Origin of the sequence: Paenibacillus amylolyticus, assembly GCF_036894225.1 — a bacterium.
Lineage (GTDB): Bacteria > Bacillota > Bacilli > Paenibacillales > Paenibacillaceae > Paenibacillus > Paenibacillus amylolyticus.
In genome coordinates this window covers 6,161,050-6,177,377 of sequence record NZ_CP145892.1, presented here as the reverse complement: position 1 = coordinate 6,177,377, position 16,328 = coordinate 6,161,050, and the positions used below count along the sequence as shown (strand labels likewise).

Below are 16,328 nucleotides of genomic sequence, written 5' to 3'. Positions count from 1 at the left end.
GAATTTATGCGTATTAACGGATTTTCTGGTATGGACATCGATCTTATGGTCAAGGAAATGATGACAGCCAAAAGGGCCCCGCTAGATAAATTGAACCAAAAAAAGACGTCACTGGAATGGCAACGTGACAGTTATCGTGAATTAAATAGTAAGATGTATGAGTTCCGTAATACCAAGCTACAACAGACATACAGACAGTCAACAGCGCTTAATACACAAAAGGCAGTTGTAACAGGCAACACAGATGCGGTTAAAGCAGAAGCAGGTGCGGCAGCTAATGGTATTAAAATGGAAGTCTCGGTTGCACAGCTTGCTACTGCAAAAGCTCAAGAAACCGATGGGAAGGGCCAAGGTTATAGTTCAAGACAGTCGCTAGCTGAATTAGCAAATGGCATAAAATTCGGACAACCAACGACAAGTATAGGTACAAGCGATAATACAAAAGAATACAAGGTCAAAATTAATGACGTAGAAATGACTTTTACGGGGCAGGACACAGTCTCTTCTATTATTGCAAAAATCAATAGTAAAACAGACTTAAACGTAAAAGCTAGTTTTGATGAACTTACAGGAAAGTTTACCATTGCCTCTAAAGATCTGGGCAGTAAAGGCACCCTTAAAGTTGAGGCACCAGGCGCTGGGAATAATTCGCTAATGGATCTATTTGGACAAAACTCTACTGCAGTGATCACTGAAGTTGCGGCGAAGGATGCTATTGTTCTAATCAATGGTATGAAGTTAGATCCCCCACCTACAAGTAATGTGATCACTTACAATGGAGTGCAAATGAATTTGCTTTCAACAACTGCAAGTTCATTTACGGAGAATAATGGTGCAATTACACTGAATGGTGATAAACCTTTTACAATTAATACACAAAATGATCCTGATAAGGCTCTTACAACGGTTAAGTCATTTATAGAAGATTATAATAAAATGCTAGATTTGTTAAACACCAAGGTTAGTGAAGAGAAGTATCGTAGTTTCCAACCGTTAACTACAGAACAACGTAGCGCTATGTCAGAAAGTGACATTAAGTTGTGGGAAGAGAAAGCCAAAAGTGGTCTTCTTAAGAATGATGATATCCTTACGAACTTAGCTTCAACGCTGAGAAACATTATGGGCGAGAAAATGGGAGAACTAAGTAGTATTGGAATAACAGGCGGTAAGTATTATGAAAATGGAAAAATATACTTGGATGAGGATAAGTTTAAAAAAGCCATCCTTGATAATCCTCAGCAGGTTTCTGATTTATTACAAGGTACGGGTGCTGGTGCCGATAGCTCCATTTTTGGCAAGATGTATAAAGAGATGGATACAGCAATGAGCAAAGTTGCAGAACGTGCCGGTACAACTAAATTTAGCGGTGATATTAACAGTCTATTCAAGGAAGAGAGCGTCATGGGTAAAACGCTTAAAGGCTATAATACTCAGATCACAGCCTTGGAAAAACGCTTGAGTGCTCTTGAAAATCGTTACTACAAACAATTCACGGCTATGGAAACGGCTATGAGTAAGTATCAAAGTCAGTCTTCAAGCTTATCCAGTTTCTTCTCCAGCTAAGTTAACTTAAAGATTGAAAGGGTGTAAATATGATTAAGTCTCCATATGATCAATATCGTCAGTCGTCCGTTCAGACCTCTTCACCGGGTCAGTTGTTGATAATGTTGTATGATGGGGCTATTCGTTTTGTACGGACAGCGATTGATGGATTGGGTGCCAAGGATTATCAGAAGGTTAGTTTGAATCTCGGTAAAGCACAAACTATTGTTAGTGAGTTATCAGTTACATTGGATCGATCTTCTGATATTGCAGAGAATCTTAATGCTCTGTATGAATATATTAATTATCTTCTTATTGATGCTAATACGAAGAAGGTTGCTGAGCCAGCTGAGGAAGCTTTGGGTTATTTGAAAGAGTTGAAAGAGACCTGGGTTCAGGCAAGCAAAATGGTATCCTCATCTGAGCTTGGAGCCGTTCATGGATGATTTGATTAAGGAGCTAGAGCAGCTAACGCAAGATATTATGCTTCAGATTGATGAAGTGAGTTCAGATGAATTGGAACTATTTGTGGACAAGCGTCAGAACATTATTGATTCTATTTTAAAGCAGGATCAGCGTGAAGCTTCAATATCTCAACAAGCAAGGCTTAAGAGGATTATGGATAATGATCAAACCATTCTGATGCGCATGAACAGTTTGAAGATCGAAGCCAAGGACTGGCTCATTCAACGCAAGCACGCTAAAGTACAAAAGAATGCATATGAGACGTCTTACGCAGTGGACAGTATTATTGTAGACACTAAGAGATACTAAAGCATATTATAGAGGAATGTGAGATATCTAAAAGGGTTATTCTCGCATTTTAAGCTATTTATGCAAGAGGTGCGGACAATCTTGCATATCGTTATAGACACCGATATGTGAGAAGGATGAGATGGGACTGCATACTAAAAAAATACGTTTTGTAGTGATTTAGATAATATAGTATATTTTATTGAATAAGGACTCACTGTCGAATGACCAATATTAAATAGTATGTTTAAAAGGGCTTGACAGCCTTGTGAAGCATCCAAACGACGAGTTCGTGGTTAGCGTATTGTGAACAAACTCATTGGATTATCAATATGGTGCCGAACAAAGTGCGTATACCATGCCTTGTGGGGCATAGAGTAGCTAGACCTGTGTGCTGCATTTTGAAAAAAATCATAAAATCTTTCAATGCGTAGCTGATCTATTAAACCATTCTACTCTGTCTCACTCATCCAATAGGAGGAGAGCGAGAAAAATATTTAGTTTATATGGATTGCACCCCTTAGAATAGACATTGGGAAAACCTCATGGTTTAACCGATGAAATTCTAGGGGGTGCATTTTTATATCGTTATTAAGGGACAAAAGTTCAAAGCGTATTTGGAGAAGGTTAAAAAGAGACGACTCGTTTGAATACTGTTGAGGGGTGGACTTAACTAGAATTAATAACCATTTGTGGATTCATGGCCCCAGGCGAATGAAGCGTTGGATGCGAAAATACCGGGAACAAGGCGAGTTCGGACTAATGGACCAGCGAGATCGATGGAAAGAATACTTGGATCAAGACCGATATGTGCAAAACCTGAAACGGGAGAATTGGTTGCTAAAAAAGTGCCTGGTAAACCTGAAAGGGGGAAGCAAACAAGAAAGAAAGAAATCAGGTCATGGAAAAGGCAGCTACCTACGGAGATATACAGAAACTCTGCTACGTGTTTGGCGTGTCCCCGAGAGAGGTGTATGCCTATTTAAAATGTAAACGAATAGATCCCGATGTAATGGCGAAGAGACAGGTGCTTCAAACGTATCAGCGAGATGAAGGGAAATATGGCTATCGGCAGCTTCAGTTGTCCCTTTGGCAGGACCATGGGATTTGGATGAGCCACAAAGAGATGCTTCGGATCATGCAAACGTTCGGTATTTAATCCCCCCCCCCGAATTCGTCGTAAACGACGCTCCAGTAGTTCGTGTGCACCTGCTCAGCGTGTAGCAGAAAACCAGTTGAAGCAAGGCACCTTTACGAAAAAACTAAATTAGAATGTGTAAACGACATTACCCAGTATCGGATTGGAGAGCGCTGAGTGTACCTTTCAGCCATAAAGGATCTGTTAAATGACGAAATTGTGGCCTGCGAAATTGGCAAACGTAGCGACAATGAACTATTGCTCCGTACTTTCATCAAAGCATTTGCAAAGCAAAAAAGACGTAACCGGACTGATCGTTCACGCGAGGATCAGTACACGTCACATGCTTACCCTGGCATTCTGCCAAAGGTTGGCGTCCAAATCAACATGTCTAGCCGAGGGAATTGTTATGGCAACGCCTCTATGGAGAGCTTCTTTCTCGCATCTTAAAACGGAAAGTCTCTACCTTTATGATATCCGAACGAATAAGGTCTTTTTCAATGTCTACAAAATGGAGATTTGACCACAATACACTAAGTTGTTTTTTTTGCTCTAAGGATTCATTGAAGCTTGTTATAAACCGATATATGATAGTAAAGTAGATTATTTAAGCTTATGAATTGTAGGCCGAAGTTGGGCACTTTGCTGGTGTAATAAAAAAAGCTTCATGTGTATGGCATTGAATGTTCACCACATTTTAATATATAAGAATTAGTCTGAATGTATCTAAAATAAATAGATATCTTTAATAATGGAACTTTGTAAGATTGACGAGCTCAGGAAAATTAGTACCAATATAAAAGAAAATGATGAATAGCATGTGAATGGACTGGAGGTTATGTAGTATGTTTAATAACAAAATAATATTAATTACTGGGGGAACTGGATCAATAGGTAGCGAAATTGTGCGGAGTTTATTGACCTATCGTCCAAAAGCAATACGGATTTTCAGTAGAGATGAAAGTAAGCAATTTGACTTACAACAGGAGCTTAAAGAATTTGATAATATAAGATATTTAATTGGTGATATTAGGGATAAACAAAGGCTTGGGTATGCGATGGAAGATGTTGATCTTATTTTTCATGCAGCTGCCTTAAAACATGTTCCTTCTTGTGAGTATAATCCGATGGAAGCCATCAAAACGAATGTTATAGGTGTACAAAATATAATCGAAACAGCTATTGAGCACAATGTTGAGAAGGTCATTGCTATAAGTACAGATAAAGTTGTAAACCCGACAAGTACAATGGGTGCGACCAAACTATTGTCTGAAAAACTGATCTCGGCTGCGAGTTTCTACAAGGGTAGCAAACGAACCATATTTGCATGTGTTCGTTTTGGAAATGTAATGGGTTCGAGAGGGTCGGTGATTCCTTTGTTCAGGAATCAGATTGTTGAGGGTAGACCTCTAACGGTTACGCACGCGGAAATGACGCGGTTTATGATGTCCATTCCACAAGCTGCTCAATTGGTCATCGATGCTGCAAAATATTCTCAAGGCGGTGAGGTATTTGTACTCAAAATGCCAATCCTTAAAATTACGGATCTGGCAAAGTGTCTGATTGATTCATATGAACAAGCGGGAACTCTAAGTTATTCCGGTGAGATGATTGAAACGGGTATTCGACCTGGAGAAAAATTATATGAAGAGCTTATGACCCTGGAAGAATCGGAAAGAGCTTTAGAGAATGAACAAATGTTTATTATTCCGTCTCTATTCCTGGCGAACGAATATCACTATGAAGGTTTTAGAAAAGCAGAGCATCAAGAATATTCTTCCAAAACAGCCAAACAAATTTATACAGCAGAAATTAGAGAACTTATTGAAGCTAGTGGTCTAGGTTTCTCAAAAGTTGTGCTATGAATAAAACAGCTAAATGTCTGGCAGTGATCCCTGCACGGGGGGGATCGAAAGGATTGCTTCGAAAAAATATAAGAATTCTTGGCGGAAATCCGTTAATCAAATATACCATTGAAGCTGCTCTTAAAAGCAGATGTATGGATGGAGTAGTTGTATCCACAGATAACAATGAAATAGCGAGCATAGCGAAGTTGGCTGGGGCTGATGTTCCTTTTCTTCGTCCGGAGGAGCTGGCTACTGACCAAGCAGCGAGTATTGATGTTTTACAACATGCAGTTCATTTTTATGAGCTTAAACTGAATCTTCATTTCCAATATATTATGTTGCTTCAGCCTACCTCTCCGTTACGAAATGATTACGATATCCGTGAGGCCTATAATTTATTTATAACCCAAAAGGCGGATTCATTACAAAGTGTTACGTTAGCCGATACCCATCCCTATCTTTTAAGGGAATGGAATCAGGGAATAATTCAACCTTATTTGAAAGATCAAGTCGAAAACCTTAGAAGGCAGGAGTTGCCTGACCTTTACATGTTAAATGGAGCAATATATATAATTAAAAGAGATCTGCTGATGATTGAAAACTTGATGATAGGTCCAAAGAATATCGGCTATGTCATGCCAAAAGAACGATCTGTAGATATTGATGATGAAATGGATTTAAAGTGGGCAGAATTTCTTATGCAAAATCGAGTGTAATATAATTCATATAACGATGTATCAATTTGATAGAGAGGAAGTATACATGAATGGGCAAATATTTATCAAAAATTAACGCTGGTTCGGTGTATATTATTGCAGAAGTAGGGGTGAATCACAACGGAACTTTGGAACGTGCGCTTCAGTGTGTGGATCAAGCTGCGATATGTGGGGCAGACGCAGTTAAGTTCCAAACGTTTGACAGCAAAAAACTAGTAACTAGGCATGCTCAAAAGGCAGAATACCAAGCTGAAAACACAGGGATTTCAGGCAGCCAATTGGAGATGCTACAAAAATTGGAGTTAAGTCATTCCGAATTTATAGATATCAAAAATTACTGTGACAAGAAAGGAATTGATTTTCTTTCAACCCCTTTTGATGAGGAAAGTGCTCAATTTTTAGATTCTATTGAAGTGGATGCTTTTAAAGTCAGCTCTGGCGATTTAAATAATACTCCCTTTCTCCAGCAACTTAATCAGTATGGCCGACCAATTATACTTTCTACTGGTATGTCTGATATGAATGAGATAAGGGAATCAATAAAAATTTTTACAAAAAGTAATGTTTCTTTGCTCCATTGTACATCAGATTACCCTGCTCCTTTAGAGGACGTTAACCTACTTGCAATGAAAGCAATGGCGGATGAATTTGGCAGAATCATTGGTTACTCCGACCATACAGATGGTATTGAAGTGGCTGTTGCTGCTGTAGCAATGGGTGCAAAGATTATAGAAAAGCACTTTACATTGGATCGTAGCCTTCCTGGCCCGGATCACCTAGCATCTTTGGAACCATCAGAGTTCTCTACTATGATCGAGGCCATTCGAAGAGTGGAAAAGGTACTGGGTAATGGAATTAAGCGTTGTATGCCATCTGAAGAAAACACTAAGGCAGTTGCAAGGAAAAGTCTTGTTGCAGGCCGATCATTACAAGCTGGTGATACACTTCAAGAAAAAGATATTCATATTAAGCGTCCTGGAACAGGAATTGAACCTAAATTTTATACTGAATTTATTGGTAAGAAACTCACCAAGGATATTGTTGAAGATCAATTATTATCATGGGAAGATTTTCGATGAAAAAAATTGTAGTGGTTACCGGAACTCGAGCCGACTATGGCATTTATTATCCTGTTTTAAAAGCGATTAATGCAGAAGAAACCCTTGATCTGCATCTTTTAGTAACGGGCATGCATTTGTCTCCACAGTTTGGTAATACCGTGGAACAGATAAGACAAGATGGATTTCAAATCTCAGCACAGGTGGATTGTCTGCTGCAAGGCTCCTCACATGCCAACATGTCTCGTTCTATAGGATTGGCTATTATCGGAATGACTCAAGCGTTGGAAACCATTCAGCCAGATGTGGTTGTAGTGCTGGGAGATCGGGGAGAAATGCTTGCAGCAGCTATCGTGGCTTCTCATACTAATATTCCCCTCGTCCACCTGCACGGGGGGGAAGTGACAGGCACTATTGATGAATCCGTTCGCCACGCGATCAGTAAATTGGCACATATACATCTGGTCGCTACCGAAAAGAGTGAAGAAAGATTAATTAGACTCGGTGAGGATCCATGGAGAATTCAAGTCGTAGGCGCCCCCAGAATCGAAACGATAATGAATACTGTACTTCCTAACTATGAGCAAACCGCAAATAAATACAATATTCACCTAAAAAGTAAATATGTTTTATTTGCATATCATCCTGTCACTACCCAATCAACAAATTTGCAGATGTTGGCTAGGATGCTGCAGGTGTTGTTGAACCAGGGATACGAGATTATATGTATTATGCCCAACTCAGATGCAGGATCAGATGCACTAGTTGATATTTATAATCAGTTTGTTGGAAATCTTGGTGTGCATCTTATAACCAATTTTGAGCCGTTGGATTATCTGGTGATGCTGAAGCATGCAGAGATTTTAGTAGGGAACTCATCCTCAGGAATCATTGAAGCCGCCTCATTTAATAAACCAGTTATTAACATTGGTGTTCGACAAGGGCACAGAGAACGTTCTTCTAACGTGATTGACATTCAAGAGGACGATATTGAGCTTCAAATGGCACTGGAAAAAGCAATATCACCAGACTTTCAGAAGGATATCTCTGAAACAAAAAATGTATATGCTAAAGAGAATACAAGCAGTCTCATCGTCAATATTCTCAAGAATATTAGTTGGTCTGAACAACTGATTCAGAAAACAATTACGTATTAATTGTGAATGGCACTCCGTGGTATTTGTATTTTAGCATGAATAAGGAGGTCTTTTTCTGGGCTATATTATCTTTGGTGCGGGTGGTCACGGAAAGGTAGTGTTGGATAACCTACATTCATGTGGTGAAAAAATCATTGGAGTTATGGATGATCATATGAGAGGGACTGATTGGAGGGGAATCCCGTTGCTCGGTGGATTAGACCGGCTAGAAAAGATTAACCTTAAGTATCCACAAAGCCTCTATATCATAGCAATTGGGCATAATGCTACAAGAGTCAAACTAGCTAACATTTTTGAACAGAGCAATGTTCAATTTGGAAAAGCGATACACTCAACTGCGATTATAGGATCTAATGTTGTCATAGGCGATGGAGCCGTTATTATGGCTAATACAGTAATTAATGCTGATGCTCACATAGGTAGACATGTTATTGTGAATACGGCTGCTACGGTTGATCACGATTGTCTTATAGGTGATTTCGTCCACTTGTCACCTGGTGTTCATCTGGCTGGTGGTGTGGAGATCGGTTATTCTGCTCATGTTGGGGTTGGTGCGAGTATAGTTCCACAAGTTAAGGTTGGTAGAGGGACTATTGTGGGTGCAGGAGCTGCTGTTATTCAAAGTCTTCCTGAGCAAGTATTGGCTGTAGGGTGCCCAGCGAAAATCAATAAATATTTCAAAAGCAAGGGATGAAAAGCACATGTCAGAGCGTAATCGTATTTATTTGGCCTCTCCCCATATGAGCGGGTTGGAACAACGATATATCAATGAAGCATTTACGAGTAACTGGGTTGCACCGCTCGGACCCAACGTAGATGCTTTTGAACAGGAACTGGCTGATTATGTTGGTAGTGCAGGAGCCGTTGCTTTAAGTTCCGGAACAGCTGCTATCCACTTGGCTTTAGTTCTGCTTAATGTACAAGCAGGAGACATTGTTTTTTGTTCTTCTTTGACCTTTGTTGCCAGTGCCAATCCAATCTTATACCAGAAAGCAACGCCTGTATTTATTGATTCTGAACCTGGTAGCTGGAATATGTCTCCACTGGCTCTGGAGCGTGCCATGAAGGTTTATGCAGATAAAGGTCAAAAACCAAGAGCGGTCATTATAGTGAACTTGTATGGGCAAAGCGCAGACTACGATTCACTAAAAAAAATATGCGATGGGTACGGTGTGCCTATTATTGAAGATGCTGCTGAATCGCTTGGAGCTACATATAAGGGGCGAATGAGCGGAACGATTGGTAAGTTTGGCGTGTACTCGTTTAACGGTAATAAAATCATAACCACCTCAGGTGGTGGAATGCTTGTTTCAGATGATGTTGAGAGCTTGAATAAAGCAAAATATTATGCTACTCAAGCAAGGGACATAGCTAAGCATTATCAACATAGTCAGATTGGTTACAATTATCGGTTGAGCAATGTGCTCGCAGGTATTGGACGTGGCCAGCTTCAAGTACTAAACCAGCGAATTGAACAGAAAAGAACGATTTTTGACCGATACTTTAGAAGTCTCTCTGATAGTGGTAGTTTTAATTTTATGCCAGAAGCTAGTTATGGAAATTCAACGCGTTGGTTAACAACAGCTTTGGTCTATAACGATAAACAAAACGATAATATTGAATCAATCATTAATCATTTGGAAGAAAACAATATTGAGTCCCGTCCTGTGTGGAAGCCACTTCATCTGCAGCCGATTTTTGAGGGGACCGATTATTACTGTCATTACGATAATGAAGATGTGAGTAAAATGTTATTTAACCATGGGATTTGTCTGCCTTCTGATACCAATATGGGAGAGGAAAATCAATACTTGGTTATAGATCAAATTAAAAAGATGACGGGTTTTCAAACCGAGTACGACAGTTTCTCTGTGAAAGGTTCGTGAATGATTCTCCAAACCTAACATTTTAGAGATCTAACCATTCCCCAAAATCCCCAATTAATCTACAAAAAATTCCAAGAAAACATTTACGTTTCCAATTGACAATGGATAACTTTGGATGGTATTATCTGAATTGTGGGCAGAGGTTAAGGCCGAAAGCTTCACTTCATTTGATGACGAAGGGAATGTTAGTGCATGCAAGGTAAAGTAAAATGGTTCAACGCAGAAAAAGGTTACGGTTTCATTGAGACTGAAGACGGCGGCGACGTATTCGTACATTTCTCCGCAATTCAATCCGAAGGATTCAAAACTTTGGAAGAAGGTCAATCCGTAGAATTCGACATCGTCGAAGGCGCGCGTGGACCGCAAGCAGCTAACGTAATCAAATTATAATCATCCGGACAATCCGACCTACATATATGGTTAGATGGTTACCAAATTGAATTATCGCTAGCATCAGACTCCGGTACTTTCCGGGGTCTTTTTTTGTTTCAATAGATTAGAGATTTGAGAATCATCCGAGTAACATTTTTCTATTGAATTTAATAGATTCAATAGATAGATTGAAGTTCATTTTACATATTAGATTGAGCTGGCCCAAAAACGGTTAAATACATCATCAAGCGCCTAATAATTCATACCAAGTAAATATTCGATTATGGCTGAATATGATGAAATATCGCGAAATATGGCGTTATGCCTACGTTGGCAGATGTGGCTTGAACAGATGTCATTATTCGGTCACCGGGAGTTTTTACATGGCGCTTACATTCGTGTTATAATGAAGTGGCAAAGGAAAAAGGAGGAGTGCCCTATGAATTTAAGTATTCGAGGTCAACAAATCGAGGTTACTGATGCTTTGAAGGATTATGTCGACAAAAAGTTGAGTAGACTCGAGAAGTATTTCGATGCACCCCTTAACTCTGACGGTGCTGTTACATTGAGCACGACGAGAGGTTTGCATACGGTAGAGGTGACGATCCCTTTGAAAGGCATTGTGCTCCGCGCCGAGGATGAGAGCGACGATATGTACGCATCCATTGACTCCGTGGTGGACAAGCTGGAACGTCAGATCCGCAAACACAAAACAAAAATTAACCGTAAGTTCCGCCAGGAAGGTAGCCTGAAAACACTCTTCGTTGAAGATCCAACAGGTACTGTAGCTACTACAGCTGAACTGGATACGGACACGGATGACGATGATTTTGAAGTCGTACGGACGAAACGCTTTATGTTGAAACCAATGGACGTGGAAGAGGCCATCCTCCAAATGAACATGGTTGGTCACAATTTCTTTGTATTCTCCAACATTGACAGTGAAGAAGTTAGCGTTGTTTACAAACGGAACGATGGTAAGTACGGATTGATCGAACAAGGTTAATCTTAACGTACAGGATCATCGGAACGGACATGCGTATGAATATCTAATAATAATGAAGACAGGGACTGTAGTTTCCTGGATTGGACTTAACAAGAGCTTCCATCCCTTAGGGGATGGGGCTCTTTTGTGCGTAGAGAAGCTGGGAAATCACCTTTGGAAATAAAATGGTGAAACTATTCCCTATGCTGCTGCGTCTAATAGATAGTAAGAATAATCATAATTGGTACAAGTTTATCACCAGATTCCGATGCTTACGAAAATATTCGTATACCTACATTCGAGAACTGGATATTGAGATTTCCATCCAAATTTACCATCAAAATTCGTTGACAGAGCTGTCTATCCTGCAAAACGAAACATGACAATCGGACGCTTCCGCTAACGACTATGATTTTTTGCACTTAAACTCGGTTTGATATGTCTCAGAAGTTCAAAGAAGTGTGCCGTGGCGTGTTGCGGCGGCTCTTACAAACTGTTACAATTTATGCAAAGAGAATCATTGTCCTGATGAGGAATTGTCAACGAATGATCGCTAATCATAATCAATGACAGGCACAGCACCATGAACATGATTCGCAAGGCTCGGGCTTCGGCTACTTTTTAATAACCGAATCCGTTTGAATACCGAATCAGCTTCATGAGGAACCCTTGGCAAGCCTGGAGTTGATTCATCCATATTACTTTTTATATTGTTTGTCACCCCCGGGCAAGTGGATGCAACATCCATCCGATGGTGTCGCGTGGCGGCAACAGGGGGTCTATTCTGTTTTGCACGAAAGGGGTATACCATGCTAGGACTTGTCAAAAAGATCTTCGGCGACATGAATGAACGTGATGTTAAACGTCTGATGAAGACGGTCGATGTGATCAATAAACTGGAACCACAATTTCAGGCGTTGTCTGATGAACAACTGAAAGGTAAAACGGACGAATACCGTGCTCGTATTGAAAAGGGAGAAACAACAGATGAGCTTCTTCCAGAGGCATTTGCAACTGTACGTGAGGCATCACGTCGTGTACTGGGCAAACGTCACTACGATGTACAGATGCTGGGCGGTATCGCTCTGCATGAAGGCCGTATTTCCGAGATGAAAACGGGTGAAGGTAAAACGCTGGTAGGAACACTTCCGGTATATCTGAACGCGTTAATGTCCAAAGGTGTACACGTGGTCACAGTCAATGACTATTTGGCACAACGGGATAGCCAGGAAATGGGACAAATCTATGAGTTCATGGGCATGACGGTTGGGGTTAACCTCAGCGGTATGGACCATGCGTTGAAACAACATGCATATGCATGTGATATTACGTACGGAACGAACAATGAGTTTGGTTTTGACTATCTGCGTGACAACATGGTGCTTTACAAAGAGCAAATGGTACAACGTCCATTGTTCTTCTGTATCATTGATGAAGTAGACTCCATCTTGGTCGATGAGGCGCGTACGCCACTCATTATCTCTGGACAAGCTCAGAAGTCGACGGATATGTACTATGCAGCAGATCGTTTTGTGAAACGTTTGGTGCCGGAAGAAGACTTTACGGTAGACATTAAGGTGAAATCCGTAGCGTTGACTGAGGCGGGCGTGGCAAAAGCAGAGAAAGCATTTGGTATCGAGAACTTGTATGATCATGCCAATGTAACTCTCAACCATCACATTGTACAGGGCTTGAAAGCTAATGCAATCATGCGTCGTGACGTGGATTATGTGGTCAGTGATGAGGAAGTCATGATCGTCGATGAATTCACAGGTCGTCTGATGTCTGGACGTCGTTACAGTGATGGATTGCACCAGGCGATTGAAGCCAAAGAAGGCATTGAAGTACAAAACGAGAGCATGACGCTTGCTACGATTACCTTCCAGAACTATTTCCGGATGTACCGTAAACTTGCGGGTATGACGGGTACAGCGAAAACCGAGGAAGAAGAGTTTAAAAAAATCTACGGTCTCGAAGTACTGCAAATTCCAACCAACCGCCCAAACAAACGGGATGACATGGCAGATGTCGTGTACAAGAGCATCGATGGCAAGTTCAATGCCGTTGTAGAAGAGATCGTGGCGCGTCACAGCAAGAATCAGCCGATTCTGGTAGGTACAGTGTCCATTGAGAACTCTGAACGCCTGTCTGACATGCTTAAGCGCCGTGGTGTCAAACACCAGGTACTGAACGCCAAGTACCACGCGGAAGAAGCAGAGATCATCACAGGAGCTGGACAAGCGGGTGCAGTAACGATTGCAACCAACATGGCTGGACGGGGTACGGACATTATCTTGGGTGAAGGTGTAGCTGAAGTAGGCGGCCTTCATATCATCGGTACTGAGCGTCACGAATCACGCCGGATTGATAATCAGCTGCGTGGTCGTGCGGGACGTCAAGGTGACCCGGGTTCAACACAATTCTACCTGTCACTGGGCGATGAATTGATGAGACGTTTCGGTGCAGACAATGTATTGAACATGATGGAGCGCCTTGGTTTTGAAGAAGACCAACCGATCGAGAGCCGGATGATTACCCGTGCAGTAGAATCAGCGCAGAAGCGTGTTGAAGGTAACAACTTTGACGTGCGTAAAGTCGTTCTGCAATATGATGATGTTATGAACCAACAACGTGAAATTATATATAAACAGCGCCGTGAGGTACTGGAGTCCGAAAATATCAAACAAATCGTTATGGATATGATCAAACCTTCCATTGAACGTATCGTTGAAGCACATTGCAGTGATGATATTCCAGAGAACTGGGAGCTGCAGGAAGTTGCTGATTACATGAACAGCAAATTGCTGGACGATGGTTCCATAACTAAAGATGATCTGTGGGGTAAGGAAGCAGAAGAGATCATCGAGTTCCTGTTCACGAAAGTTCAGAACAAGTACAATGCACGTGAAGAGCGAATTGGCGAAGAGATGGTTCGTGAGTTCGAGAAAGTGGTTGTGCTCCGTGCAGTAGACAGCAAGTGGATGGATCATATTGATGCAATGGATCAATTGCGTCAAGGTATCCACCTTCGTGCCTACGGCGGTACAGATCCACTGCGTGAGTACCAGTTCGAAGGCTTCGAGATGTTCCATCAAATGATCGCTTCGATTCAAGAAGAAGTAGCGACTTATGTGATGAGAGCACAGATCGAGAGCAATCAGGAGCGTCAAGCGGTTGTTGAGGAAAGTCAGATCTCGACAAGTGGTGAACCTGCTGAGAAACGTCCAGTAAAGGTTTCTGACCAAATCGGACGTAACGATCCATGTCCATGCGGTAGTGGCAAGAAATTCAAACACTGCCACGGTCAAGAGTAGAGCGATGGTTTTTATATACACTATAGTGTAATAAGTTGAACCTTGATTTTACACCATAATGGAGAGTGCAGAAGCAATCTGAAGAAGCGGAGCGTTCGCCTTTATCCCCGGATTTTTCCCTTGTAAGAGGGAATCAAGAAAATCTGGGGATAAGAGCGATCAGAAGATGCTGCTGTAATCGGAGTAACAGGTGTAACATGAATGAGGTCAACTTAGATAGCATGACATGAATGGCTCCTTGCAGCCGGGTATTCCATAGGATGAAGTGAAGGATGCAAAACCGATTAATGGTGCATAGTTATAATAATATGACCATGATCACGGGGAAGAGATATACTGATACAACAGTAGTCTCAACACCAGGGTAACGCATCGGATACTTGATCTGGAGGAATGCCCTGGATGCGGGGAGCTTATCTTAATGAAAAGAGGAATTGCACATGATCGATCCAAACGTGAAGCATGACCTGCGTGAAATAGGCAAGAAACTAACCAACCTTAGGGGGTCTCTTTGACTTAGATCTGAAGCAAGAGATGATTGGCAACTTCGAAGTGAAGATGTCTGCCCCCGATTTCTGGGATGACAGTGACAAGGCGCAATCCGTAATCGCTGAGCTAAATGCGGTGAAGGGATCTGTGGATCAATACACCAAACTCCAACAGGATTATGATGATGCGGTGATGATGGTAGAACTGGCTGACGAGGAAGGCGACGAAGACCTCGCTGCAGAGATCGGTAGAAGCGTCACAGCGATCGTGAGCAAGGTGGCAGAGTTCGAACTTCAGCTGCTCCTGAACCAGCCGTATGATAAGATGGATGCCATTCTAGAGCTTCATCCGGGCGCAGGTGGTACCGAGTCACAGGACTGGGGACAAATGTTACTGCGGATGTACACACGTTGGTCCGAGAAGCGTGGCTTCAAGGTTGAGGTGCTGGATTATCTGCCAGGAGATGAGGCGGGGATCAAGAGCGTCACGCTATCGATCAAGGGGCACAATGCTTATGGTTATCTGAAAGCCGAGAAGGGTGTACACCGACTGGTGCGGATCTCTCCTTTTGACTCATCGGGCCGTAGACATACGTCCTTCGTATCATGTGATGTGGTTCCTGAGATTGATGATACGATTGAATTGGACATTCGAACAGAGGATCTCAAGATTGATACCTACCGTGCGAGTGGCGCGGGTGGACAGCATATCAATACCACCGACTCAGCCGTGCGGATTACCCACCTTCCGACAGGTGTAGTTGTAACGTGTCAGAATGAACGTTCACAGATCAAGAACCGTGAGCGGGCGATGAAGATGCTTCGTTCGAAATTGTATGAGCGTAAAATTGAAGAGCAAAAACAACAGCTGGATGAAATCCGAGGAGATCAGTCGGATATTTCATGGGGTAGCCAGATTCGCTCCTATGTGTTCCATCCCTATAGTATGGTAAAGGATCACCGTACAAGCGTAGAGACTGGAAATACAGGGGCAGTAATGGACGGCGACCTCGATGCATTCATCGATGGTTATTTGCGTAGCCAGATTAAAGTAGAAACCGATTAATATAAG

At 41.8% G+C, this 16,328-nt stretch carries 16 protein-coding genes; 15 read left to right on the top strand and 1 reads right to left on the bottom strand.

Features of this window, described 5'->3' with window-relative positions; genetic code table 11:
- The first annotated feature begins 6 nt into the window (after nucleotides 1-6).
- The 13 genes from fliD (at nucleotide 7) to hpf (ending at nucleotide 11,475) form a co-directional block, all read left to right on the top strand.
- Complete coding sequence (gene fliD / locus V6668_RS27315) at nucleotides 7-1,563, top strand: flagellar filament capping protein FliD (RefSeq protein ID WP_338707159.1); 1,557 nt, start codon at nucleotides 7-9, stop codon at nucleotides 1,561-1,563.
- A gap of 29 nt (nucleotides 1,564-1,592) precedes the next feature.
- The gene (gene fliS / locus V6668_RS27310) at nucleotides 1,593-1,988 is read left to right on the top strand and encodes a flagellar export chaperone FliS (RefSeq protein ID WP_338707158.1); all 396 of its coding nucleotides are present in this window, start codon (nucleotides 1,593-1,595) and stop codon (nucleotides 1,986-1,988) included.
- A complete protein-coding gene (locus tag V6668_RS27305; protein WP_338707157.1) occupies nucleotides 1,981-2,316 on the top strand; it encodes a hypothetical protein in 336 nt (111 codons plus the stop codon). Before fliS ends, V6668_RS27305 begins: the two co-directional genes overlap by 8 nt.
- An 880-nt stretch (nucleotides 2,317-3,196) precedes the next feature.
- On the top strand, nucleotides 3,197-3,454 hold the full coding sequence (locus V6668_RS27300; protein WP_338707156.1) for an IS3 family transposase: 258 nt from the start codon (nucleotides 3,197-3,199) through the stop codon (nucleotides 3,452-3,454).
- 156 nt (nucleotides 3,455-3,610) lie between these two features.
- Nucleotides 3,611-3,883, top strand: coding sequence for a hypothetical protein (locus V6668_RS27295; protein WP_338707155.1), 273 nt, complete (start codon nucleotides 3,611-3,613; stop codon nucleotides 3,881-3,883).
- A gap of 395 nt (nucleotides 3,884-4,278) precedes the next feature.
- Nucleotides 4,279-5,298 carry a UDP-N-acetylglucosamine 4,6-dehydratase family protein gene (locus V6668_RS27290; protein ID WP_192135042.1) on the top strand — a complete coding sequence of 340 codons (1,020 nt, stop codon included), beginning with the start codon at nucleotides 4,279-4,281 and terminating at the stop codon, nucleotides 5,296-5,298.
- Nucleotides 5,295-5,996: a cytidylyltransferase domain-containing protein gene (locus V6668_RS27285; RefSeq protein ID WP_192135044.1), complete on the top strand. Its 702-nt coding sequence runs from the start codon at nucleotides 5,295-5,297 to the stop codon at nucleotides 5,994-5,996. Before V6668_RS27290 ends, V6668_RS27285 begins: the two co-directional genes overlap by 4 nt.
- Nucleotides 5,997-6,046: 50 nt before the next feature.
- Nucleotides 6,047-7,075, top strand: a complete 1,029-nt coding sequence (neuB, locus tag V6668_RS27280) for an N-acetylneuraminate synthase (protein ID WP_338707154.1) — start codon at nucleotides 6,047-6,049, stop codon at nucleotides 7,073-7,075.
- Complete coding sequence (gene neuC / locus V6668_RS27275) at nucleotides 7,072-8,211, top strand: UDP-N-acetylglucosamine 2-epimerase (protein WP_192135048.1); 1,140 nt, start codon at nucleotides 7,072-7,074, stop codon at nucleotides 8,209-8,211. The genes neuB and neuC overlap by 4 nt, the downstream gene beginning before the upstream one ends.
- Nucleotides 8,212-8,266: 55 nt before the next feature.
- Nucleotides 8,267-8,905 (top strand): acetyltransferase, encoded by a 639-nt coding sequence (locus tag V6668_RS27270; RefSeq protein WP_192135138.1) that lies wholly within the window; start codon nucleotides 8,267-8,269, stop codon nucleotides 8,903-8,905.
- Between the two features lie 7 nt (nucleotides 8,906-8,912).
- Nucleotides 8,913-10,097: a DegT/DnrJ/EryC1/StrS family aminotransferase gene (locus V6668_RS27265; protein ID WP_338707153.1), complete on the top strand. Its 1,185-nt coding sequence runs from the start codon at nucleotides 8,913-8,915 to the stop codon at nucleotides 10,095-10,097.
- Nucleotides 10,098-10,289: 192 nt separating this feature from the next.
- Nucleotides 10,290-10,487, top strand: coding sequence for a cold shock domain-containing protein (locus V6668_RS27260; protein ID WP_024631599.1), 198 nt, complete (start codon nucleotides 10,290-10,292; stop codon nucleotides 10,485-10,487).
- Nucleotides 10,488-10,908: 421 nt separating this feature from the next.
- Nucleotides 10,909-11,475, top strand: a complete 567-nt coding sequence (gene hpf, locus V6668_RS27255; RefSeq protein ID WP_338707152.1) for a ribosome hibernation-promoting factor, HPF/YfiA family — start codon at nucleotides 10,909-10,911, stop codon at nucleotides 11,473-11,475.
- Nucleotides 11,476-12,007: 532 nt separating this feature from the next.
- On the opposite strand, the gene V6668_RS27250 is transcribed toward hpf, so the two are convergent.
- Entirely contained in the window at nucleotides 12,008-12,175 is a 168-nt protein-coding gene (locus tag V6668_RS27250; RefSeq protein ID WP_338707151.1) for a hypothetical protein, read from the bottom strand.
- An 88-nt stretch (nucleotides 12,176-12,263) separates the two neighbouring features.
- Between V6668_RS27250 and secA the strand changes: the two genes are divergently transcribed.
- Nucleotides 12,264-14,768 (top strand): preprotein translocase subunit SecA, encoded by a 2,505-nt coding sequence (gene secA / locus V6668_RS27245; protein ID WP_338707150.1) that lies wholly within the window; start codon nucleotides 12,264-12,266, stop codon nucleotides 14,766-14,768.
- 440 nt (nucleotides 14,769-15,208) lie between these two features.
- Nucleotides 15,209-16,322, top strand: a protein-coding gene (prfB, locus tag V6668_RS27240; RefSeq protein WP_101313559.1) for a peptide chain release factor 2 whose coding sequence is annotated in 2 segments (ribosomal slippage) — nucleotides 15,209-15,280 and nucleotides 15,282-16,322 — 1,113 coding nt in all. Because the reading frame shifts where the segments join, the coding sequence is not laid out codon by codon here.
- Nucleotides 16,323-16,328: the final 6 nt, after the last annotated feature.